Annotated in this window: 21 protein-coding genes and 1 tRNA gene; 6 read left to right on the top strand and 16 right to left on the bottom strand. The window is 66.9% G+C overall.

Going from position 1 to position 23,203, the window contains the following annotated elements; all coding sequences use genetic code 11:
• Nucleotides 1-167 precede the first annotated feature (167 nt).
• Genes thrB through argS form a run of 5 tightly spaced genes read right to left on the bottom strand, consistent with a single transcriptional unit; the run spans nt 168 to nt 6,601 of the window.
• Entirely contained in the window at nt 168-1,130 is a 963-nt protein-coding gene (gene thrB, locus MHN84_RS25795) for a homoserine kinase (protein WP_241207357.1), read from the bottom strand.
• Between the two features lie 6 nt (nt 1,131-1,136).
• The gene (gene thrC, locus MHN84_RS25790) at nt 1,137-2,216 is read right to left on the bottom strand and encodes a threonine synthase (protein ID WP_241207356.1); all 1,080 of its coding nucleotides are present in this window, start codon (nt 2,214-2,216) and stop codon (nt 1,137-1,139) included.
• Complete coding sequence (locus MHN84_RS25785) at nt 2,213-3,529, bottom strand: homoserine dehydrogenase (RefSeq protein WP_241207355.1); 1,317 nt, start codon at nt 3,527-3,529, stop codon at nt 2,213-2,215. Before MHN84_RS25785 ends, thrC begins: the two co-directional genes overlap by 4 nt.
• A 4-nt stretch (nt 3,530-3,533) precedes the next feature.
• The gene (gene lysA / locus MHN84_RS25780; RefSeq protein WP_241207387.1) at nt 3,534-4,913 is read right to left on the bottom strand and encodes a diaminopimelate decarboxylase; all 1,380 of its coding nucleotides are present in this window, start codon (nt 4,911-4,913) and stop codon (nt 3,534-3,536) included.
• A 35-nt stretch (nt 4,914-4,948) separates the two neighbouring features.
• Nucleotides 4,949-6,601, bottom strand: coding sequence for an arginine--tRNA ligase (gene argS / locus MHN84_RS25775; RefSeq protein WP_241207354.1), 1,653 nt, complete (start codon nt 6,599-6,601; stop codon nt 4,949-4,951).
• A gap of 100 nt (nt 6,602-6,701) precedes the next feature.
• On the opposite strand from argS, the gene MHN84_RS25770 reads away from it, so the two are divergent.
• Nucleotides 6,702-6,774: transfer RNA gene (locus MHN84_RS25770), tRNA-Arg, on the top strand.
• A 53-nt stretch (nt 6,775-6,827) separates the two neighbouring features.
• Here MHN84_RS25770 and MHN84_RS25765 read toward each other — a convergent pair.
• The gene (locus tag MHN84_RS25765; protein ID WP_241207353.1) at nt 6,828-7,274 is read right to left on the bottom strand and encodes a hypothetical protein; all 447 of its coding nucleotides are present in this window, start codon (nt 7,272-7,274) and stop codon (nt 6,828-6,830) included.
• A complete protein-coding gene (locus MHN84_RS25760) occupies nt 7,271-8,425 on the bottom strand; it encodes a molybdopterin-dependent oxidoreductase (protein ID WP_374238428.1) in 1,155 nt (384 codons plus the stop codon). The genes MHN84_RS25765 and MHN84_RS25760 overlap by 4 nt, the downstream gene beginning before the upstream one ends.
• Before the next feature lie 103 nt (nt 8,426-8,528).
• Between MHN84_RS25760 and MHN84_RS25755 the strand changes: the two genes are divergently transcribed.
• Together MHN84_RS25755 and MHN84_RS25750 are read left to right on the top strand one after the other, a co-directional pair.
• The gene (locus tag MHN84_RS25755; protein ID WP_241207352.1) at nt 8,529-9,170 is read left to right on the top strand and encodes a TetR/AcrR family transcriptional regulator; all 642 of its coding nucleotides are present in this window, start codon (nt 8,529-8,531) and stop codon (nt 9,168-9,170) included.
• A 55-nt stretch (nt 9,171-9,225) separates the two neighbouring features.
• On the top strand, nt 9,226-10,659 hold the full coding sequence (locus MHN84_RS25750) for an NAD(P)/FAD-dependent oxidoreductase (RefSeq protein WP_241207351.1): 1,434 nt from the start codon (nt 9,226-9,228) through the stop codon (nt 10,657-10,659).
• A gap of 97 nt (nt 10,660-10,756) precedes the next feature.
• Here MHN84_RS25750 and MHN84_RS25745 read toward each other — a convergent pair whose 3' ends face one another.
• From MHN84_RS25745 to MHN84_RS25725, 5 genes are all read right to left on the bottom strand, one after another.
• Nucleotides 10,757-11,932, bottom strand: coding sequence for a zinc-dependent alcohol dehydrogenase (locus tag MHN84_RS25745; protein ID WP_241207350.1), 1,176 nt, complete (start codon nt 11,930-11,932; stop codon nt 10,757-10,759).
• Entirely contained in the window at nt 11,929-12,423 is a 495-nt protein-coding gene (locus MHN84_RS25740; protein ID WP_241207349.1) for a hypothetical protein, read from the bottom strand. Before MHN84_RS25740 ends, MHN84_RS25745 begins: the two co-directional genes overlap by 4 nt.
• Entirely contained in the window at nt 12,420-12,995 is a 576-nt protein-coding gene (locus tag MHN84_RS25735) for a type 1 glutamine amidotransferase domain-containing protein (RefSeq protein WP_241207348.1), read from the bottom strand. The genes MHN84_RS25740 and MHN84_RS25735 overlap by 4 nt, the downstream gene beginning before the upstream one ends.
• 84 nt (nt 12,996-13,079) lie before the next feature.
• Nucleotides 13,080-14,258 carry a glutathione-independent formaldehyde dehydrogenase gene (locus MHN84_RS25730; protein WP_241207347.1) on the bottom strand — a complete coding sequence of 393 codons (1,179 nt, stop codon included), beginning with the start codon at nt 14,256-14,258 and terminating at the stop codon, nt 13,080-13,082.
• A 1,279-nt stretch (nt 14,259-15,537) separates the two neighbouring features.
• Nucleotides 15,538-15,948: a hypothetical protein gene (locus MHN84_RS25725; protein WP_241207346.1), complete on the bottom strand. Its 411-nt coding sequence runs from the start codon at nt 15,946-15,948 to the stop codon at nt 15,538-15,540.
• Between the two features lie 916 nt (nt 15,949-16,864).
• On the opposite strand from MHN84_RS25725, the gene MHN84_RS25720 reads away from it, so the two are divergent.
• The gene (locus MHN84_RS25720; RefSeq protein WP_241207345.1) at nt 16,865-17,356 is read left to right on the top strand and encodes a helix-turn-helix transcriptional regulator; all 492 of its coding nucleotides are present in this window, start codon (nt 16,865-16,867) and stop codon (nt 17,354-17,356) included.
• Nucleotides 17,357-17,812: 456 nt separating this feature from the next.
• Here MHN84_RS25720 and MHN84_RS25715 read toward each other — a convergent pair whose 3' ends face one another.
• From MHN84_RS25715 to MHN84_RS25700, 4 genes are all read right to left on the bottom strand, one after another.
• On the bottom strand, nt 17,813-18,658 hold the full coding sequence (locus tag MHN84_RS25715) for a hypothetical protein (protein WP_241207344.1): 846 nt from the start codon (nt 18,656-18,658) through the stop codon (nt 17,813-17,815).
• The gene (locus MHN84_RS25710) at nt 18,658-19,755 is read right to left on the bottom strand and encodes a DNA adenine methylase (RefSeq protein WP_374238429.1); all 1,098 of its coding nucleotides are present in this window, start codon (nt 19,753-19,755) and stop codon (nt 18,658-18,660) included. The genes MHN84_RS25715 and MHN84_RS25710 overlap by 1 nt, the downstream gene beginning before the upstream one ends.
• Nucleotides 19,756-19,912: 157 nt before the next feature.
• Nucleotides 19,913-20,446: a hypothetical protein gene (locus MHN84_RS25705; RefSeq protein WP_241207343.1), complete on the bottom strand. Its 534-nt coding sequence runs from the start codon at nt 20,444-20,446 to the stop codon at nt 19,913-19,915.
• Nucleotides 20,447-20,478: 32 nt separating this feature from the next.
• A complete protein-coding gene (locus tag MHN84_RS25700; protein WP_241207342.1) occupies nt 20,479-20,718 on the bottom strand; it encodes a hypothetical protein in 240 nt (79 codons plus the stop codon).
• 169 nt (nt 20,719-20,887) lie between these two features.
• Between MHN84_RS25700 and MHN84_RS25695 the strand changes: the two genes are divergently transcribed.
• Nucleotides 20,888-22,048, top strand: a complete 1,161-nt coding sequence (locus tag MHN84_RS25695; protein ID WP_241207384.1) for an acyl-CoA dehydrogenase family protein — start codon at nt 20,888-20,890, stop codon at nt 22,046-22,048.
• A 15-nt stretch (nt 22,049-22,063) separates the two neighbouring features.
• The gene (locus tag MHN84_RS25690) at nt 22,064-23,170 is read left to right on the top strand and encodes an acyl-CoA dehydrogenase family protein (RefSeq protein ID WP_241207341.1); all 1,107 of its coding nucleotides are present in this window, start codon (nt 22,064-22,066) and stop codon (nt 23,168-23,170) included.
• Nucleotides 23,171-23,203 lie beyond the last annotated feature (33 nt).

The raw sequence follows: 23,203 nt of genomic DNA, 5'->3' as shown, positions 1-23,203 counted from the left end.
CCACGAGTTGAGCAAGTGAAGAGTTTGGGTTGTCCTGAGGTCTGCAGTCGACGCAGGGCGAAATGCCTGCGATTGCTGGACGACTGCGAGAATAACCCGCTTCGGAGCCGGAAGCAAGAATCGCCGTGATTCATCTGGTGCGTGTGTGACTGCGGCGGTGCCGGCGATCAGGACCGCGCGGCGACACCGGCCGACCAGGTCACCCCGTGTCCGACCGGGGTCTTCACGACGGTGAACCCGAGTTCCCGACCGCGTTGCACCGCCTCGGCGGGCAGTTCGGCATGGTGTTCGGCGTGGTTACCGAAGGCGAGCACTGCGGGCCCGGCGCCCGACAGCACTGCTGGTATGCCACAACGACGCAGGACGTCGAGGTATTCCGCGGACGCCGGTAGCGCAGGGGCCCGTTGCGGCTGGTGCAGCACGTCCTCGGTCGCAGCCATCAGCAGATCGGGCCGCTCGGTCAGCGCCACGACCAACAGCGCCGCCCGACTCAGGTTGAAGCGGGCATCGGTGTGGCTGACCTGGTCCGGGAGCAGGATTCGGGTCTCCGCGGTGGACGAGCGCACGGCAGGGATCGCACTGAACAGCACGATGTCCGGATGCAGCCGGATCGGCGCAGCGGAGTAGCGAGGCGCTCCCCCGGCGCCCTCGGTCCACGACACCACTGCGCCACCCAGCACTGCAGCAGAGGCGTTGTCGGGATGCCCTTCGAACTCCGAGGAGGCCTGCACCAGGGCCTCGGTACACATCGGACTCGAACCCGCCTGTGCGGCAAGGCCGTTGGCAGCAGCCAGCCCGCCGACGACGGCAGCCGCCGACGAACCGAGACCGCGCGAGTGGGGAATGGTGTTGCGGCAGCGGACGATCAGCCCCGGCGCCGAGACGTTCGTCTCCTGCAACCCGCGTTGGATGGCCCGCACCACCAGATGTGACGCATCGAGAGGCACTTGCCCCTCGCCTTCGCCCCGCACCTCGACCACGAGGCCCGATTCTGTTGTCTCGACCACGATTTCGTCGTAGATGCCGAGCGCGATGCCCATGCTGTCGAAACCGGGGCCCAGGTTGGCGCTCGAGGCCGCCACCACTGCGGTCGCGGTCAAACCCGGGGGCAGGGTACGGGTCGCGGACACGTCGTCTCAGACCAGGCCGAGCTTGGCGACGACGGCGACCGGATCGACCGGGACGGGGATCACCGCGGGCATGCCCTTGAGCGCCGTATCGGGATCCTTGAGGCCGTTCCCGGTCACGGTGCACACCACCGTGGACCCCTTGGCCACCCAGCCGTCCTCGATGGACTTCAGCAGGCCGGCGATGCTGGCCGCCGACGCCGGCTCGACGAAGACACCCTCGGTGCGCGCCACCAGGTGGTAGGCCGCGAGGATTTCCTCGTCGGTGGCTGCGAGGAACTTGCCGTCGGACTGCTGTTGGGCTTCGACCGCCTGCGTCCACGACGCAGGCGAGCCGATCCGGATCGCGGTCGCGATGGTCTCGGGGTCGCTGACGGGTTCGCCGGACACCAGCGGCGCGGCACCGGCTGCCTGCGTGCCGAGCATGCGGGGCAGGCGCGCGGCCAGGCCGTCACGGTGGTATTCGGTGTAGCCCTTCCAGTACGCGGTGATGTTCCCGGCGTTACCGACCGGGAGCGCATGCACATCGGGTGCGTCACCGAGCGCGTCGACGATCTCGAACGCGGCGGTCTTCTGGCCTTCGATGCGGAACGGGTTCACCGAGTTCACCAGCGACACCGTTGGGAAGTCGGCGGTGAGTTTGCGCGCCAGCTCGAGGCAGTCGTCGAAGTTACCGTCGATCTGAATGATCTTCGCGCCGTGCATGACTGCCTGCGCGAGCTTGCCCATCGCGATCTTGCCCTGCGGCACGAGCACTGCGCAGGTGATGCCGGCGCGGGCGGCGTAGGCCGCGGCCGAGGCCGACGTGTTGCCCGTGGACGCGCAGAGGACCGCCTGCTGACCGCGCGCGACCGCCTCGGTGACGGCCATCGTCATGCCACGATCCTTGAACGATCCGGTGGGGTTGAGACCCTCCACCTTGAGATGCACGGTGCAGCCGGTGTAGTCGGACAGCCGCGGGGCCGGCAGCAGCGGAGTGCCGCCCTCTCGCAACGTGATCGGCGTCCACGAGTCGTCGATGGGCAACCGTTCGCGGTAGGCCTCGATCAGTCCGGGCCAGGGCTGGTGTACGGCACGGGTGGTGTTCACTCTGCAGTCCCTTCCATCCGCAACACGCTGTTGATGCTGGACACGACTTCCAGATCAGCCAGTGCGGCAACGGTTTCCGATAATGCGGCATCGGTTGCCCGGTGGGTGACCACGACGATGCGGGCGCCGCAGCGCGTTCCGCCCTCGTCGACCATGCCTTCCTGACGCACCTCGGCGATGCTGACCTCGCGCTTGGAGAACTCGGCGGCGACGGCCGACAGCACGCCCGGGCGGTCGGTGACGTTCATGTTGACGTAGTAGCGGGTCGCGATGTCGCCGATCGGCGCCACCGGCAGCTTGGCGTACTTGGACTCTCGGGGCCCACGCCCGCCCTGCACGCGGTTGCGTGCGGCCATCACGACGTCACCCAGCACGGCCGACGCGGTGGGAGCACCGCCGGCGCCCTGCCCGTAGAACATCAGCCGGCCGGCGGCCTCGGCTTCCACCACCACTGCATTGAAGGCCCCGTTGACCGACGCGAGCGGATGGGTCAACGGCACGAGCGCGGGATAGACACGGGCCGAAACCCGCTGCTGCCCATCGTCATCGGTGAGCCGCTCGCAGATCGCCAGCAGCTTGATCGTGCAGCCGAGCGCGCGCGCCGAGGCGAAGTCGGCGGCGCTGACCTTCGTGATTCCCTCGCGGTACACGTCGTCGGCGGTGACCCGGGTGTGGAAGGCAATCGAGGCGAGGATGGCCGCCTTGGCCGCTGCGTCGTATCCCTCGACGTCGGCGGTGGGGTCGGCTTCGGCGTAGCCGAGCGCGCCGGCGTCGGCCAGGGCGCTGCCGTAATCGGCGCCCGTGCTGTCCATCGCGGACAGGATGTAGTTCGTGGTGCCGTTGACGATGCCGGCCACCCGGAGCACCGTGTCGCCGGCCAGCGACTGGGTCAGCGGACGGATCACCGGGATCGCCCCGGCCACGGCAGCCTCGAAATACAGGTCCACGTGCGCGTTCTCGGCGGCCTGGGCCAGTTCGCCTGCCGCGACCGCCATCAGCGCTTTGTTGGCGGTGACGACGGACTTGCCCTGCTCCAGTGCCGCCAGGATGGCCTTGCGCGCCGGTTCCACCGGGCCCATGAGCTCGACGACGATGTCGATGTCGTCGCGCGAGACCAGGCCGTCGATGTCGTCGGTGAGAAGGTCGACGGGCACCCCACGATCGTCGGCGACGCGGCGCACGCCGATGCCGCGGACCTCCAACGGCGCGCCGATGCGCGCGGTCAGGTCGGCCGCGCTGCGCTCGATGATGCGCACCACCTCGCTACCGACGTTGCCGTGGCCCAGAACGGCCACCCCGATCGCGTCGCTCACCGCGTTACCTCACTTCCAGACTCAACAAGTCGTCAACCGTTTCCCGGCGCAGGATCAGGCGGGTCTGCCCGTCGCGCACGGCCACCACGGCCGGCCGGCCGATCAGGTTGTATCGGCTCGACATCGAATAGCAGTATGCGCCGGTGGCCGCCACCCCGAGCAGGTCACCCGGGGCCACGTCACCGGGCAGCCAGGCGTCGCGCACCACGATGTCACCGCTTTCGCAGTGTTTCCCGACCACCCGGGAGAGCACCGGGGCCTCCTCGGTGATGCGGGAGAGCAGGCGGACGTCGTATTCGGCGCCGTAGAGCGAGGTGCGGATGTTGTCGCTCATCCCGCCGTCGACGCTGACGTAGCGGCGCTGCCGGTCCGCCGCGATCGCGACGTCCTTGACGGTGCCGACCTCGTAGACCGTGATGGTGCCGGGCCCGGCGATCGCCCGGCCCGGTTCGACGACGAGTCGGGGTGCCGGCAGCCCGACGGCGGCAGATTCGTTCTCGACGATGGCCCCGATCTTGGCGGCGAGATCCTCCATCGGCGGCGGATCGTCCGAGGGCAGATACGAGATGCCCAACCCACCCCCGAGGTCGACGATCGACATCTGTGCGGTCTTGTCGACCCCGAACTCGGCGATGACGTCGCGCAGCAAGCCGATGACCCGGTGCGCGGCGAGCTCGAAGCCCGCGACGTCGAAGATCTGCGAACCGATGTGGCTGTGCAGGCCGACCAGGCGTAGGTGATCGGCCTCGAACACCCGGCGCACGGCGGCCATCGCGGCGCCGCTGGCCAGCGACAGGCCGAACTTCTGATCCTCGTGCGCGGTGGAGATGAATTCGTGGGTGTGCGCCTCCACGCCGACGGTGATGCGGATCAGCACGTCCTGGACGACACCAGCGGCACCGGCGATGTCGTCCAGCCGCCCGATCTCGATCATCGAATCGACCACGACGTGCTCGATCCCGGCCTGCACCGCCGCGGTCAGCTCGGCGATGGATTTGTTGTTGCCGTGCAGCGCAATGCGATTGGCGGGGAAGCCGGCATGCAGGGCGACAGCGAGCTCTCCCCCGCTGGCGACGTCGAGGGACAGACCTTCCTCGTCGACCCAGCGCGCGACCTCGGTGCACAGGAATGCCTTGGCCGCGTAGCGCACATGGTCGCCGCCCCCGAAAGCTGCCGCGATTTCGCGACAGCGAGAACGGAAGTCGTCCTCGTCGACGACGAACACCGGGGTGCCGTACTCGGCGGCGATGTCGGTCACCGAAACCCCGCCGATCGTCAGGACACCGGCGTCGTCGCGAACCGCGTTGCGAGGCCAGACATTCGGCGCCAACGCCGCGACATCGGCCGCGGTCTGAGGCCGGGCCGGCGCGCCCGCGTGGTGAATCTCTTCAGCGTGACGGGGCCCGGCCGGGTGGGCGATCACATCCGCTCCGGCGCGCTGACGCCGAGGATGCCCAGACCGTTGGCGATCGCCTGACGGGTGGCCGCGCACAGTGCCAGCCGCGCAGCGTGCAGATCGCCGGGCTCCTCGTCACCCTGGGGCAGCACCCGGCAGGAATCGTAGAAGCGGTGGTAATCGCCCGCCAGATCCTCGAGATAGCGCGAGACACGGTGCGGTTCGCGCAGCGCTGCGGCGGTGGCGAGCACCCGTGGGAACTCGCCGATGTTGCGGATCAGGGTGCCCTCTTTGTCGTGGGTCAGCAGATCCAGATGAGCGGTGTCGGGCGCGATGCCGAGGTCGGCGGCGTTGCGGGCCAGCGCGCACAGCCGCGCATGCGCGTATTGCACGTAGTAGACCGGGTTTTCGGCCGATGCCGAGGACCACAGCTGCAGGTCGATGTCGATAGGCGTGTCGACCGAGCTGCGGATCAGCGCGTAGCGCGCGGCGTCCACGCCGATCGCCTCGACGAGGTCGTCGAGCGTGATCACGGTGCCGGCACGCTTGCTCATCCGCACGGGCTGACCGTCGCGCACCAGGTTCACCATCTGACCGATCAGCACCTCGACGGTGTCGGGATCGTCGCCCAGAGCGGCAGCGGCGGCTTTCAGGCGCGCGATGTAGCCGTGGTGGTCGGCGCCGAGCATGTAGATGCACAGGTCGAACCCGCGCTGGCGCTTGTCCAGGAAGTAGGCGAGGTCACCGGCGATGTAGGCCGGGTTGCCGTCGCTTTTTATGACGACGCGATCCTTGTCGTCCCCGTAGTCGGTGGTGCGCAACCAGGTGGCGCCGTCCTTCTCGTAGATGGCGCCGGTGTCGCGCAGCTTGGCGATCGCCTGGTCGACGCGGCCGGAGGTGTGCATCGAGTCTTCGTGGGTGTAGATGTCGAAATCGGTGCCGAAGTCGTGCAGCGAGGCCTTGATGTGGTCGAACATCAGGTTGACGCCGATGGCGCGGAAGGTCTCCCGCATCTGCTCGTCGGGCAGGTTCATCGCATCGGGTTCCTGGGCGAGCACCTGTGCTGCGATGTCGCCGATGTAGGTGCCTGCGTAGCCGTCCTCGGGCGTCGGCTCACCCTTTGCGGCCGCGATCAGCGAGTTCGTGAACCGGTCGATCTGCGCGCCATGGTCGTTGAAGTAGTACTCGCGTACCACCTCGGCGCCCTGGGTGGTCAGCAGCCGGCCCAGCGCGTCACCGACGGCCGCCCACCGGGTGCCGCCGATGTGGATGGGTCCGGTCGGGTTGGCCGAGACGAACTCGAGGTTGACCTTCGTGCCGGCGAGCTGGGCCGACGTCCCGTAGCCCGCGGCGGCGGCGATGACGTCGCCAACCAGCACGTTCTGTGCGGCCGCCTCGATGCGGAGGTTGACGAAGCCGGGTCCGGCGACGTCGGCGGCGGCGATGCCGCTCTGCTCGGTGAGTGCGGCGGCCAGCCATCCGGCCAGCTCGCGGGGGTTGGCGCCGACTTTCTTGCCGAGCTGCAGGGCCAGGTTGGTGGCGTAGTCGCCGTGCTCGGGGTTGCGGGGGCGTTCCACGGTGACGGTGGCCGGCAGTGCAGAGGAGTCCAGGCCGTGCGCATCGAGCACCGCGGCAGCGGTGCTGCGGAGCAGTTCGGCCAGATCGGCGGGGGTCACGAGGGACCATCCTATGGTCTGGGCCCCTCATGCCCCGAATCCGTTTCCCCGCACGGATGCGCTACGCTAACCACGCCCGATCGGCGCAGCATCACCACGCGCCCCCGTAGCTCAGGGGATAGAGCGTCTGCCTCCGGAGCAGAAGGCCGCAGGTTCGAATCCTGCCGGGGGCACTTTTCGCGGCCAGGGAATTCCCGTTCAGACCGTCGCCTGCCGGCAGTCGGCGTCACGAACGTCGACGCCGCACCACGGTGGAGATCGCGTAGTAGACCGGCACACAGGCCCACACGAGTGCCAGTGACACGCTCAAGCCGAGTGGGTACTCGCGGTCGAGAACGGTCGGGTTGTCCGGTTTGGCGCCCGGGGTGTCGAAGACCGGTATCGCAAGAAGGACCAGGGTGGCCGAGCACATCGCAGCGACGGCGATCGGTGGCCACCAGCCTCGCCCCAGCACCCGGCGCCCGGTGTAGCCGAGCGCTGCGGTGACCGGGGCGAACACGAAGTCATGGACCGCCACGCCGACTGCAATCCATATGCCGATGCGGATGAGGGTCTGGATGTTCAGATCCAGGAGCAGCCAGACGCCGCAGGACGCGCTGACGATTCCGGCGATCACAAGAGCGCCCCGTAGGGCGTTGGTCGCGGCACTCGACGACGCGGTCTGCCCCGTCATTCGCCGACCACCTCGATTCGGGTCAGCCACTTCGTCTGCAGGACACCGGGCCTCGTCGGAGCGATGAGCCGGCAGGGGTAACCGTGGTCGAGGTCGAGCTGCTCACCGTTGAGCCGCAGAGCGATCAGCGTCGCCGAATCACGGGCGTGCGGCGCAGGCAGGATCGTGCGCGAGTACGGTCCTGGCGGTTCCAGTGAGATCATTCGCGCGGCGGATTCCGGCGAACCACCCACCGCTGCAATGAGATCGGCGAGTACGACACCCGTCCACGACGCATTGACGCTCCATCCCTCGACGCAGGCGATGGGCAATTCGCGTGTCGACTGGGGCATGGCCTGCAGGTCGGCCAGCGTGAAACTGCGAGTGGCGGCGGGGCCGACGACCGTCAGCCGGTAATCCGGCGACTGGGCGGCACGCACGACACCGGCGGCGAATGCCGTCCGATTGATGGGCACACCCTGCGGGCCGTCGCCGGAGCGAGGAGCGAGCACCGACAGCCGTCTCAGCCACGGCACCGTCTGACCGGCGGTCGCGACGGTCGCCAGCGCGGTGGCCGCAGCAGCGCCGATCAGGACGGTGCGGCGGGTCGCCCCTACCGCGCCGCCACCGGCGACATCGCCTGCATCGATCGGCTCACCGAGTGCGCGACGGATCACCGGGAGCTTGACACCGACGTGCACCGCAACCGCCCCCAGGGCGACCCAGGCCATCGCGAAATGAACTGGCGGAAAATAGAATCCGAACACATACCACTGAGCGATGTTGAGAAGGCCGGTGCTCAGCTGGAAGATCATCGAGCCGACGAGCACGAGGATGGACAGTCGCTCGAGCTGGCGCGCCACACCTCCGATCACAGGCCGGGCGAAGAGCTTGGGCCACACCGACCACAGCTTGACCATCAACAACGGAATCGCGGCGATCCCGCTGATCACGTGCAGCCCCTGCGTGACGCGATACAGCCAGACCGGCCGCGTGGGCCACCAGAACCACGGCTGTGGATGTTGTATGAGGTGACTGATCAATCCTGTCGCCATGCACAACACGACGGCGACCCCGAGCCACATCCCGACACGGACGGTCACCGCCGTGCTGCGGCTCCTCGCGAAGCCCCGTGTATCCGGCGCTGCCGGCGCGCCAACATCTGCAGACATGTCGTCTCTCACTCCGTCACCGAACCGCCCAGAACTGTACTGTCCGATACAAAGAATGTACTGTCAAGTACAGAGACGTCGAGAGCGAGAGGAGGAGGCTGTCGTGAGGGTGCCACCGACGACGGATCGCGGTCGAGCGACCGTGACGCGCATCCTCGATGCAGCGTGCGATCTCTTTGGCGCTCAGGGTGTTCGGACCACGACGCTCGACGAGATCGGCGCCGCCGCAGGTGTCGGGCGCAGTCAGCTCTACCACTTCTTCGTCGACAAGTCCGACCTGGTCGCCGAAGTGGTCGCCTACCAGGTCGAACGGGTCGTCGCCGGTCTCGCTCCGTTTCTGGAGTCGATGTCGACACCTGCCGACGTGCAGGCCTGGTGCGATGAAGTCGTGGCTTTCCACGCCGCGTCCGCACCATCGATTCGTTGCCCCATCGGGTCACTCGTGCACCAACTCGGCGAGTCCGACACAGCAGCACGCCATGCGCTGCTTTCCGGATTCCAACGATGGGAAGAGCTACTGGCCAGGGGACTTCGGCGCGTCGCAGACAACGGTGGTCTGACCGAGAGCTCCGACGCCGACACTCTGGCCTCTGCGATGCTCGCGGCCTATCAGGGCGGCGTGCTGCTCGCCGGTGCCACCGGCGACGTAGCCCCGTTGCGTCGCGCCCTTCTCGGCGTCACCGCCGCGGCGATCGCCCGCTCCCCTCACCCAGAACGGACGCCGAACAGGACAGCGAAGGCCTGACCGATCGTCCCGAGCACCGCCGTTTCATCACGAGCCGATCCGAACTTTCGGCGGCATGACCCATGTGGAGGACCCGATGAGCTATCCCGATCGATTCGACGTGGTGGTGATAGGCGGGGGCCCGGGCGGGGTCACCGCGGCCATTCGGCTCGCGGGCCACGGACTCGCCGTCGCCGTCATCGAAGACCGGTTGATCGGCGGCGAATGCCACTACTGGGCGTGCAACCCGACCAAGACGCTCATCAGGCCCATCGAGGTTCTCGACCTCGCCAAAGCCGTACCCGGTGTGCGCGAGGTTTTGGCGAGCCAGACCGTTGACGTTGGTGCTGTCTTGAGCAAGCGAGACGCGGTGATCGACCACCTCGTCGACCGGGACCTCGTCGCCGGGTTGACCGAAGCCGGGATCGAGGTGGTCCGGGGTCGAGGTCGGCTCGACGGCGAACGCACAGTGGTGGTGAACGATCCCGACGGACACGAGCGCCGACTTCATGCCGAACACGCCGTCATACTCGCCACCGGGACACGCCCGTTCATCCCGGACATCGACGGATTGCCTTCTGCCGCACCATGGACCAACCGCGAACTCGCGACCATGACGCGCGTCCCGGACAGAACCGTAGTCCTCGGAGGCGGAGTCGTCGGCGTGGAGAGCGCGACCATTCTGTCCGGGCTCGGAAGCGAGGTCACGCTGTTGGCACGCGGGTCCGGCCTTCTGCGAGGTTCCGAACCCTTCGTCGGTGCGCGCGTGTTGCGCGCTCTGCAGGACCGCGGTGTCGAGATCCGCTGCGAAACGCCGGTGACGTCGGTCGTGCGAAACGATTCCGGCGGTGTCACGATCGTCGCCGCCGGCTCACGCTTGGAGGCCGACGAAATCGTCGTTGCCACAGGTCGTTCGGTGAACACCGACGACGTGGGCCTGGACACCGTGGATCTTCCGGTGGGAGAGTTCGTCGCCGTCGACGATCACCTCACGGCGACCGGAGTCGGTGGTGAATGGCTGTACGCGATCGGCGACACGACGGGTCGTGCGCTGCTCTCCCATGTGTCTCAGTATCACGCGGGCATCGTGGCGGATGTCGTGGCCGGTCGCGCACGCGGCGTCGCACCGGACGCGACGGGATCGTCCGCACAGGACACCGGCCGACTGCCTCAGATCATCTTCACAGACCCGCAGGTGGTGGAGGTCGGTTACACCGAAGCCGACGCGCGCGCAGCGGGATTCGCCGTCACCACGCGGTGCGCGACATACCCCGGTGGTCTCGGAGAACTCCTGATCCTGCGCGACGGCTTCGAAGGCGAGGCCAAGTTGGTGATCGATGCCGAACGCGACACACTTCTCGGAGCCACATTCGTCGGTCCGAATGTCGCCGACTTGGTCCATGGCGCCACCGTCGCAGTCGTCGGCGAAGTTCCCCTGTCGGTGCTGCGACACGTCATAGCGCCTCATCCGTCGCTCAGCCAGATCTGGAACCCGCTTCTCGCCGGCTGATCAGCGGGCCGTCCGGCCCGCTGTCCACCGATCGGCCGGACCTCGTCATCTGCAGTGTCACAACCTATTCATGACGAGTCTGCGACCCCTGAAGACCTCACCCCGAGGGCCGAAAGACAGCGCGGACGCAGCCATCGGACTTGTTCTTGAACATTCGGTAGCCCTGCGGGCCCTGGTCCAACGGCATGACGTGGGTGGCGAGATGTTCGGTGTCCAGCTCCCCGTCCGCCATGTTCTGCAGGATCCTGGGAATGTAGCGATGACCGTGTTGCTGCGCCCCACGCACAGTCATCGACTTGTTCATGATGGCACCGAGCGGAAACTTGTCGACGACTCCGCCGTATACGCCCAGGATGAACATGCTGCCACCCTTGCGGCATGCGTAGGCGGCCTCGCGGAGTGCCGTGGGCCGGTCGCTCTGCAGGCGTAGTTGCTGCTTCACCTGATCGTAGAGATACGCCGGGCCCGTGCCGTGCGCTTCCATCCCGACGGCCTCGATCACCACGTCGGGGCCACGGCCGCCGGTGCGCTCCTTCAGCTCGGCCAAGACGCTGTCCTTGGAGTAGTCCAGTGTTTCAGCGCCGATGTGTGTGCGCACCTGCCCAAGTCGTTCGGGGAACCGGTCGATGACGATGACCTGCTCTGCGCCCATGAGCATTGCGCCGCGCGCAGCCATCTGCCCCACCCCGCCCGCGCCCCACACGGCGACGATGTCGCCGGGAGCGACGCCGGCACCGTCAGCGCCGGTCCACCCGGTCGGGGCGGCGTCGGAGGCGAACAGCGCCGCCAGGTCCGAAACCCCCTCCGGCACGGTGAATGCACCATGGTCGGGATAGGGCACGCGAATGTATTCGGCGTGGCTGCCGGCGTACCCACCCAGCGCATGGCTGTACGCGAAGCATCCGCCGATCGCAGACCCCCACATCGCCTCGGTGAGTGCAGGGTTGGGATTGCCGTTGTCACACAACGAGAACAGCTGGTTCTGGCAGTACCAGCACTGTCCGCAGGCGACGAACGAGCAGACCACGACTCGGTCACCCACCTGATGGTTGCGGACGGCCGGGCCGACTTCCACCACCTCGCCCATGAACTCGTGTCCCAGTACGTCGCCGGCGCGCATGGTCGGGATGTAGCCGCCCAGCAGGTGGAGGTCCGACCCGCACGTCGTCGATAACCTGACCCGGAGGATCACGTCGTGATCGTTGAGGATTTCGGGGTCGTCGACGGTCTCCACCGACGTCTCGTTGACTCCTGTCCAACAGAGGGCCTTCACAGGACTCCCTCCCCACCTGCGCGGCGGGTCGCCAACTCGACCAGTTTGCCGGTCGGGGCGGCGCTGCGGGTGCCGTGCGGTACGGGGTCGACCCGCAGCACCTCACCCACTTCGATCAGTTGTTTGGCTTGACGCAGGGCCGACCGGAGCTGCTGGCGCGGGTCGTCTCCCGACACGCGGCTGGCAACCGACCCGGGCCCACTGGGCTCCGCCTGGCGCAGCCGCGCGGCGAGTTCCGTGCCCTTCCCGCCGGGAGCGGTGCGGACGTGCACTTCGATGCGGTCGCCGAGCGCGGCGAGGGGCTCGGGCACCCGGCCGCCCGGCATGAGGTCCTCCGCAGGCCTGTTGATCGTCACACTGCGCCACCGCGAACGCGGCTCGGGGTCTGCGGCCTGGGACGTTTCGCCGGCGAGCCTGCGTTGCAGCTGGCGGGCCAGCTGACCGGCGACGTTCAGACCCGCCTGCGCAACCTTGCTGACCGGGGTACTCACGAGCCGCTCCCCGCGCCGGCGGGCTGTGCGGCCGAACTGAACAAGTCCACGATCGCCGCGCAGAAGGCGGGGAGGTCGTCCGGCGATCGGCTGGTGATCAGGTTCCCGTCCCGCGCCACCTCCTCGTCGACGACGTTGGCGCCGGCATTGCGCAGGTCGGTGCGGATGCTCGGGTACGAGGTGAGCGTCCGGCCGCTCGCGACGCCGGCCTCGATCAGCGTCCATGGTCCGTGGCATATCGAAGCGACCGGCTTACTCGCGGACATGAAGTCGCGGACGAACGCGACCGCGGCGGAATTCATTCGCAGCTGGTCCGGATTCACCGTGCCGCCAGGCAGCAACAACCCGTCGTAGTCGTCGACCGACGCCGACTCCACCAAGCCGTCCACGGAGAACGTACCTGCCGATTCCAGGTCGTGGTCGCGCGCTTGAATCTCGCCGTCGTGCAACGACAGCAGATCGGTGGTGCCTCCGGCGTCGTGCAGAGCCTGTCTGGGCTGTTCCAGTTCCACCCGTTCCACGCCGTCCGCGGCCAGAATCGCAATTCGCCTGCCGCGCAATTGGTCTGCCACTGTGAGTTCCTTTCGTTGTGAGGTGACGGCGTGCCCGTGCGGCACGTCGTCGGTCGTCAGTACCGATGTGATGCCGTGGATGGGTCAGCGTGCGCCCGCGCCGGCCTTCTGCTTGCTCGACCCGTTCGGGTGCAGCACGACCTTGGTCCAGCCCTCGTCCCGGCTATCGAAGTGCTGGTAGGCCTCGGGGCCCTCGTCCAGGGAGAGATTGTGCGAGACGATCCAGGACGGCTTCACCTTGTCACCTGCGATGAGATCGCGCAGGCGCCGGTTGTACCGTTTGACCGGACACTGTCCGCTACCGAGGGTCTGGCCCTTGAACCAATGCAGGCCGTAGTCGAAGGCCACGTCACCCTTCTTGGCCAATTCGTCTGCGCCGCCCGGATCTTGGGGGACGTACACACCGACGGAGCCGATGCCCCCGGTGAAGCGAACCGCTTTCACCAAACTGTTCAGCGTCATGTTCGGATGCTCGGTGCCCTGCGGGTCGTGCGCCTGGTAGCCCACGCACTCGCACCCGCGGTCGGCACCCAGGCCCTTGGTCTCGTCCATCACAACCTCCACCGGGTCTACCTTCGAGTCGTCGATGGCGATGGCGCCGATCTCCTCGGCAAGTCTCAACCGGTCGGGATGGCGATCCACCACCATCACCTTGGAGGTGCCCTTGACCGCCGCGGACAAAGCGGCCATGAGACCGACTGGTCCCGACCCGAAGATCACCACGGAGTCACCCGGTACGACCCCGGCCAACTCCGTGGCGTGATATCCCGTCGGGAAAATGTCTGCGAGCATCACATAGTCGTTCTCTTTGTCCACCGAATCTTCGGGCAACCGCAGGCAGTTGTGGTCGCCATAGGGCACACGCAGCAGTTCCGCCTGGCCGCCCTGCCACGGCCCCATGTCGGCGAAGCCGTAAGCCGCCCCGGCCATGTGCGGTTCGGGTTGGGTGGTGAGGCAGTAATTGGTGAATCCTCGCTCGCAGTTCTTGCAGAACCCGCACGAAACGTTGAACGGTATGGCTACCCGGTCACCGATCTTGACCTTGTCGACGCCGTCTCCGACCTCGACGACTTCACCGAGGTTCTCGTGGCCGAAGCAGCGGCCGGTCTCGAAGTCGGTTCTGCCTTCGTACATGTGCAGATCCGAGCCACAGATGTTGGTTGCGGTGATCTTCACCAACACGTCGCTGGGCCGCTCGACTTCTGCGTCAGGTACGTCCTTGACGCTGACCTGGCGCGGTCCCTCGTACACGATGCCTTTCATAGTTTTCTCTCCTCCGGTGAGTTGGTGCGGGGGGATGGTGCCCCTGCACTTCGGCGCTAAACAATTGCGAGACAATTTGTTTCTGTGTTCGCGCTGAGGCCGGCCGACCGTTTTTTCGGCAGCGGCGACACTGGTTGGTCGACCGAGTCAGGCACGACCGAAACGCACACATGCAAGGAACTTCTCAGCGGTGAAACGTGTGTGGATTTCCACTGAGGATTCCGGTGTCGGCCGGGTAACACCTGGCGGACAGGAAGAAGTGCGAGCCCCGAACGGGTCGGCCTGGGGCCGCCGAGCCTCCAGGGGTGCCGGTGTGCTCACCTCGGCTCCGGCCTGCATTCGCAGTCCACATCAAGGCACATCGATCACCGCTCGGTGGCGGCCGATCGCTGATGCGCACGCCCACGATTGTGACGACTCAGTCGCGCAAGCGCCTGCGCCCGACGGGACCAAAACATGGGAATCGATTCGTCCTGCCAGCACCATTTCCGCCACCCGCGGCGTCCGGCCTGCTTCGCAGGACGCCCTACTCCGCCGTTAACGGTCGTCTGTCGGCCTTCAACATCCCAGCTCGACCGCACCGACACCCTGCGTCACCGCACTGAGTGGCGCTGCCGGATCCATCAGACTGCTGCCGCTTCACCCGTCGGTCTGCCAGGGCAGCCTGCACCGAGGACCAATGCCCGATCACTATGGCGTAGAGCGACATCCACGAAACCCAGACCACCGAGTCCGACCACCACAGCAGGGTCGCGACCGTGCCCGGTATGAGCCAAACCAGCAGCCAGCTCGCGTGGAACCCCACTGCGTACTCGGGCTTGGTGACAACCTTCGTGACCCTCGTCGCGGCCGCAGACAGTCTCCCGGCGCGGATGGAGGCCAGCCGCCGGGCGGCAGATCGATGGGGCAGGTCGGCGAGGCGCGACGATGAACACAACTGCGGATCCTTTTCTCATGGTGACGATTCATGCGCTTTCACAGTGCATCTCTCAGGAATCGCGTTGGCCTGCAACGTTGATGGCTTCGACCGGCCAATGTTTGCAACCAAGCCCCAACGCCTGGGCCTCGCGAGGATCGAAGACGGTTCAGCCTTCTTTCCAGCCCCGCGGTCCCGCCCCACTGTGCACGCGCACGCAGGCCGGGCGAATGGGTGCCACGCGACGAATTCCGACGGGCCAATTGGACCTGCGGGGACAAGTGGTGCCGCTCCGCCTCCGCGACGGCCCGCAGGAGCCATGTCGCCCGACGTCCTGTCGGGCGACATGCTCCCGCGGTTTCCTCAGTGGCCGCTCGGAGGGTTGGGTGCCGGAGCGGCTGGACCGGGGGCACCGCCTGCCGGCGGAGCCGGAGCCTGCGCACCGTGGCCCGGATTGGCCGGGACGTTGCCGTCGTTCTGGCCGTACTTGGTCAGCACGACAGCGCCACCTGGCACGTCGCACACGGTTTGTGGTGCGCCGGTGGTGTCGACGGTCCGTGCCATTGCGGTCACCTCCGCAGGGCTGTCACCGCAAATCGCGGCGGATATCCGCGCAGCGTCCCCGGGGCTGGTGTTCTCCCGAATGATCACGGCGTCGACCGTCACATTCACATTTTCCGATGCGGGCTGCGCCGCAGCCACGCCGGCGCCCGTCATCGCCAGTGCCGTTCCGCTCAACACGGAGCCGATCATGAACTTCGCTGTTCCCATCATTTGCTTTCCTCATCTGTGCGGTGGAATGGAACACGCACGGCTGCTTCGCAATGAAGCGGCAGTGGCCGGCGGTAGGTGTCGGCAAGAGCTTTTCCCCGCGCTCCGAGAAACCGGCTACCCGGGTCATCCGCTGCGATTCGCACGAACCGCAATCGGCTTGAACATGTTCGGACAGCGGATGTTTCACTGATATGCCTCACACGCCGCGCGACATCCTGATCGCCTGTCGAACACCCGGTCAGCCGGGCCCAGGCGGAGACTTGGCACCGCGGGTCGAAACTCGAGCAGCAACTTCACGCCTGCGGGATCAAGTATTGGGCGTCCTGGGAGCTGATTCTTGTGCTCTTGGGTTCGGCTAGGTCATGCGCCCGCGGGAGGAGGAGCTCAGATGAACGTCACTCTGTCACGACGCCCTGACGACATCTGCTCGGGAATGAATCCGATGTCACGCAATGTCATCATCGACACGGACGACCTCGACGAGGCAGAGAACGCGGTGAGCGCGTACTACACGAGAACGAAATTCGCGCGAAGTCCTGATCGACCCACCCATACATGGGCCATGCGGTCACAGCTCGGGTCGATGGCGTTCGACCAGTTCCGACACAGCTATCGCTGTCGCTACGAGGCCGACCCCATCCATGGCATCGTCCTGTGTCGTGTGCGGTCGGGCTCTCTCCGGCATCAGCAGACGTCCGGTATGGGTGACCTGTGTCCGACGGGAACGACAACAGCGATAGCGTGGCGAGAACGCGTACCGTTGGTGGGCGACATCATTCACGGGCACTTCGACCTGATACAGATCAATCGGAGTGTGCTCAGCGCCGTAGCTTCGACGGCACCCCGGGCCGGCAACACTCCCGAACTCGTTCGGCTCACAGGGGGGATGCCGGTGTCGTCCGCCGCGAACAGAATGATGGCCCAGACGATCGACTATGTGCTCGACGGAATTGTGACCAGTGCGGACGCCACACACAGCCCGCTGTTGGTCGGTACGGTCGCCCGGCACCTCGCCGCGACCATGCTCGCCAGCTTTCCCAGCAATGCCTTGCTGGACCCGACCATCGAGGACCGGCGCGATTCCACACCAGCGCTTCTCCGACGCGCCGTTGCCTACATCGACGACCACGCGCACACCGATATCACCGTCTCCGACATTGCGAACCACATTTTCGTCACCACCCGCGCGTTGCAGTACATGTTCCGCAGGCATCGCGACTGCACCCCGATCGAGTACTTGAGGCGGGTCCGATTGCACAATGCGCATCTCGAACTCGTCGCCGCCGATCGCGCCGTCACCACAGTCGCCACCATCGCCCGCCGCTGGGGCTTCTGCCACACCGGGCGATTTGCCGAGTACTACCGACAACATTACGGATGTAACCCCCGCCAGACTCTCAGCTCGTAGGCGCTTTCGGTTATCCACGTCTGCGTCGACCAAGTCGGCCGGCGGCAAGGGAACGTGGGGCTGACGTAATCGGTGGCCCGGCGTGATGGAACCGCACGCACTGAATTCAGCTCGGTGTTCGGATGCCGCAAACGCGATCGGAGTACCAGCCGCCGTGAAAGACGCGAATGCCACGCACTTCTGTCCACCAATCGGGGGGACCGATACTCCCCCTCCTCACGAACCGATCAGCGGATACCCGCGTCGCCGCGGCCGCGGCATCGTCATCAGCAGCGCCACAACCGGCCACGACGACGGGAGGCTCATGATGACATCCGCGAACAACGGCAGCGGAAGAACATGGTCTGCAATCATCGATTGCTACGCAGTGGCTTTCGGAATCATACCGGGTCCACCGGACCGCCTCGACTCCGACAGCGCCGGGCCATGCTGCAGCGCTGACGAATGAATGCGCGCCTACCCCGCGCCCAGTCCGAGCCGCGTCGCGGCGTCGCGCAGATCGGTGCGGAACTGATCGAGGCTCGCCAACGTGTACATGCCGTCGATGTGGTCATTCGCCCACAAACTGTGGATCTTCTTCAGGTCGGCCTTGCGCCGGTGCCAGCCGATACCGTCGATCACTGCGAACACGAACTGGCGCGGAAGCCGCACCTCGGCCATCTCCTCGATCTCCCGGACCGCGTCGGTGAGCTTGCTGCCGGTGGAGTCGAAGCCCTTGGCCGCGACGACGATCGATGCGTTGTCGGCATCGGGCACGATCAGGTCGGCCGGCGCCGTTCGCCCCTGACGGCCGGTGAATCGGGATCGCTGAGTATGCGGCAAGCCGAGATCGCTTGCTATCGACGAGATTTCGTCTTCGATCCTGCGACCGGACGCCTGTCCCCCTGACGCGGTCGCCCGCGGCCCGGCGCGCGCGATCAACACATCGGCCAGCGTGTACGTGCGGTTGCGCTGCATGCGCAGCAACCGCAGCAGATCGAACTGTTCGTCGAGCATTGCGATGAGCTCCGCCGGGCGCTGTCGCGCCAGCGTCACGAACCCGGCCGTGCCGAACTCGGTGGTGACCGCCGCTTTGAGCTTCTCCTGACCGAGCCCGACGGTCAGCCCCAGCACATGCACTGACTGCGGATTGTGCCGCGCCCACCAGGCCAGAGTCGCTGCGTCGATGTCGGGCAGGTCTTCCAGGCTGGCCACGGCCTCGCTGATCGCCTCGGCTTCCGGCGTCGCCGCCGTCGGATCCACGATCGCGGTCAGCCGTCCCAGCGACGCCACGTAATCGTCGAAGGCGACGGCACTGCTCATCAGTCCCGCCCGATGAACAGGTACTCGCTCACGTCACGCCGGGCGGCCGCCACGTGCGTGCCGAAGCTGTACTTGTGATCGATCGCGATCATCTCGACCGACGGCTTGACCTTGCCCAGTAGGTCGCGGATGCGCGTCGCTCCCGGAATCGCATTCGACGAGTACGACAGCACGATCGCACCCGCGTCGGCGAAATGCTCGAACGACCGGAGCAACGCGTCCTCGATCGTGCGCTTGTAGGCGAACGGCGTGAACCGCTTCTCCAGCTTCTTGGTCTTCGTGTTCTCCATGATCCTGACGTCGCGCCAGTAGACCGACAGACCCTCGAGGAAGTGATAGCGCTTGATGTAGTCGTTGTCGTCGCTGGGCGGCGCGTAGGGCGGGTCGAGATACACCAGATCCGGTGCGTTGTCCGGGATCTCGAACACATCGCCGCGGCGCGCTCGGCTGCGGGCGCCGTTGCTGAACACCGTCGCGTTGTAGTCGAGCGCGCGTTCGCGGAAGTGTTCGCGCAGCGTCAGTTTGAGGTCGCGGCGCCCGTCGGCGTACTTGGTGCCGTCGGTGAACGTGAACACCCCGCGCGGCTGCTTGCGCGCCGCGGACAGGACCAGCGCGGAGATCGCCAGATCGCGCCGATGGCCCCTCAACGTGTCGATGTGCGACCACGCCGAATCGAGGAACCGGCGATCCTCCGGCGTGAAGTAGAGACCGTCGAAGGTGCGCTGGATGAAGTCGCGATCGTCGGCCGGCGGCCCGCAGATCGTGTCGATCAGCTCCTGGTCGAGCCGTACGGACGAGTTCTGCACCGTGGCCGCCGTGATGACCGCCGGGAAGTTGAGGAAATCGTTCGACGTGACCGCGAAGCCCTGCACCTTGAGCAGGTAGGACACCACCCCGGACCCCGAGAAGGCGTCGACGGCGGTTTCCCCGCCGATCTCGGCGAACACGCGTTCCAGGTGCGGCAGCAGTCGGTACTTGGACCCCATGTAGCGCAGCCGCGGGAAACGCTGCGCCTTGGCGACGACATCCGCGGAGGACAGGTCGGATCTGCGCGCCACCGACACAGATTCCCACACATCAGCGCGCTTCTCCGGCACGCTCACCGGCGCATGTCCGCGATCTCAGCATTCATCACAGTGCGGGTCACCGTATCGGCGAGCACCGACAACCGGCGGCCGCCGAGTGTACGAATTGTGACGCGAAACGCGAGTGAGCCCCTCAGAAACCGTGCGTTCGGCGTGAACGAACGCCGGGCTACGCCCCCAGCTGCTGATCGAGCGCCGCCACCTGGTCCTTGCCGTACTGCGTGGCGAGGTCGGCCGGAACCGGATCGTTAGCCGGACCGTCGAACTCCACGTCGACCGCGGCGTTCCCCCGGGTGAACATCAGCACGCCGACGGACTGCGACCCGTTGGGCGACAACCCGGTCGCCCACATGGCGCCGGGAGCCACATCGACGGGCTCGGACTTCGGATCGGCGACCACGCCACCCAGGCCGTCACGCCAGGCGTTCATCGCGTCGGTCGCCGCCTGCGGCGACGACAGCACCAGGATCTTCGTCGTGATCCCGCGCGTGCCGTCCCGGTGGTTGAAAACCTGTTCGACGCCCTGCTGGCCGCCGGGGTCGAGCACCGGCGGGACGGGTACATAGGCCGTCGAGTCGGTGGTCACGTTCGGGTTGACGGGCAGCGTCCCGTAATCCGGTGCGGCTGCGGCTGTCCCGAGACCGAGGGTGAGGACGGCCGACGCGGCGGCCAATCCCCCGAGCGAGATGGCAGGAAGTTTCATGCGTGTCTCCGCGGTGTTCGAGGGTCGTCGGGTCAGCAGGGATAGCACGCGAAGCCGCGCCAGCCGTCGCGCCAGGTCCAACCGGGGCCACACCCCATCCAGCCGGTGGACCCGTAGCAGTCGAGCAGCTGCACCGTCGGGCGCTCGGGCGTGGGCGCCGGTGCCGGCGCCGGAGCGGGGTTGGCGAGCAGTGCCGCCGCGGCGGTCGGCGCCCCGAGTAGTGAGCCGACGATCAGGGCCGAGGCCCCGACTGTCCTCGCGAGTCTGCGCATGTCCAATCCCCTCTTCAGACGCTGTGCGAACACCTCGAGAGGTTACGCGTCCGGGTGAGGCCGCAAGCAGTGAATCGCACGCAGAAATGACATCGCCCGCACTGCGCGGAGGGGCTGCCAACCAAGTGGTTAGTCTGCAGGGAGTCCATCGATGGAGCAGGAGGCCGCCATGCAGCTGGCACTGACACCCAGCGAAGCCGAGTTTCGCGACGAGCTTCGCACCTTCTACCGGACGGAGATCCCTGCCGAGATCCGGGAACGCAGCCGCGCCGGTGTGGAGATCACCAAAGAAGACATCGTCACCACGCACAAGATCCTCAACGACCACGGCCTCGCGGTGCCCAGCTGGCCGGTCGAATGGGGCGGCAAGGACTGGACGCCGACCCAGCACCAGATCTGGTTGGACGAGATGCAGTTGGCCTGCGTGCCGGAGCCGCTGAACTTCAACGCCAAGATGGTCGGGCCGGTGATCGCCGAGTTCGGCTCCCAAGCGGTCAAGGAGCGCTTCCTGCCGCCGACGGCCGCCCTCGACATCTGGTGGTGCCAGGGCTTTTCCGAACCAGAGGCGGGCTCCGACCTCGCCTCGCTGCGCACCACGGCGACGCGCGACGGCGACAGCTACGTGGTCAACGGCCAGAAGACCTGGACCACGCTCGGCCAGTACGCGGACTGGATCTTCTGCCTGGTGCGCACCGATCCCAACGCCCCGAAGAAGCAGGCCGGCATCTCGTTCCTGCTGATCGATCTCGACACCCCCGGCATCACGATGCGCCCCATCAAGCTCGTCGACGGCAGCGTCGAGGTCAACGAGGTGTTCTTCGAAGACGTCCGGGTGCCCGCTGAGAATCTCGTCGGTGAGGAGAACCAGGGCTGGAGCTATGCGAAGTTCCTGCTCGGTAACGAACGAACGGGCATCGCCCAGGTCGGGCGTACCAAGGTGCGCCTCGCGGAGGTCAAGGAGCACGCCAAAGCCAATGGCCTGCTGGAGGATCCGCTGTTCGCGGCGCGGCTCGCGGAGGCCGAGAACGACGTGCTCGCACTGGAATTGACCCAGATGAGGGTGGCCTCGGGCTCGAAGGGCGGCAAGCCCAACCCCGCGTCGTCGGTGCTCAAGCTGCGAGGCAGCCAGCTGCAGCAGGTCGCCACCGAGCTCATGATGGAGGTGGCCGGATCCGACATCCTGCCGTTCGGGAGCGACGCCGACATCGCGTCCCCGCAGTGGGCGCAGCACAGTGCACCGCGCTACCTGAACTACCGCAAGACCTCCATCTACGGCGGCAGCAACGAAGTGCAGCGCACCATCATCTCGTCGACCATCCTCGGACTGTAGAGACAAGGCGAACCCATGGACTTCCAGTTCAGTGAAGAACAGACCCTGCTGCGCGACACCACTCGCGAGATGCTCACGCGTGCGTACGACATCGAAAGCCGTCTCAAGGTGCTCGACACCGATCAAGGCTGGAGCCGCGACGTGTGGAACCAGCTCGCCGAAACCGGGGTTCTCGGCCTCGGCTTCGACGAGGATGCCGGCGGGCAGCTCGAGATCCACGCGGTGCTCGTCGAAGCCGGCCGCCGGCTGGCACCTGAGCCGATACTGCACGCTGCGCTGGGTCCGGGCGCGGTGATCGCGGAGGTCGGCAACGACGAGCAACGCGCGCTGCTCGACGAGGTCGCCGGCGGTCAGCGGCTGCTGGCGTTCGCCCACACCGAGCCGGGCATGCGCCGACCCACCGCGACGGTCAAGACCACCGCCGCGCGCGCCGGCGACGGGTGGACGGTCAGTGGCACCAAGAATCCGGTGCTGGCCGGCGACAGCGCCGACACATTGGTGGTCACGGCCGCGCTGCCCGACGGTGGCACGGGGCTGTTCCTGGTCGACGGGTCGGCGGTCTCACGCAAGCCCTACAAGACCTTCGACGGACAGCGCGGCGCCGAGATCGACCTCGACGCCGCTTCGGCCGAGCCGCTCGGTGATGCGGTCGACGCATCGGAAGCCGTCGAGCGTGCACTGGCGCGGTTCTCGTCGGGCCTGTGCTCCGAGGCTCTCGGGGCCATGGAGGAGGCTCTGCGGTTGACCACCGAATACCTCACGCAGCGCAAGCAATTCGGCGTCACGCTGAGCAAGTTCCAGACGCTGACCCAACGCGCCGCCGACATGTACGTCTCGCTCGAGCTCGCCCGCAGCATGGCGCTGTACGCCGCCATGTCGATCGCCGACGGTGACCTGTCTGCGACCATCGCCGCGCGTGCCAAAGTGCAGATCGGCCGGTCCGGCCGCCACATCGCCCAGGAGGCGATCCAGCTGCACGGCGGTATCGGCGTCACCGCCGAGTATCCGGTGGGCCACTACGCCGCTCGGCTGACGGCCATCGAGCAGACACTGGGTTCTGCGCAGGACCACCTGCACACGCTGGTGGGTCAGCTCGGCGACTACGAGGTCGTCACCGTCTAAATCCTGCCGGGTAGCGGCGCATTGCGTACCCTG

The organism is Mycobacterium sp. PSTR-4-N (assembly GCF_022348085.1).
GTDB lineage: Bacteria > Actinomycetota > Actinomycetes > Mycobacteriales > Mycobacteriaceae > Mycobacterium.
This window is presented reverse-complemented; position numbering and strand designations above follow the sequence as displayed.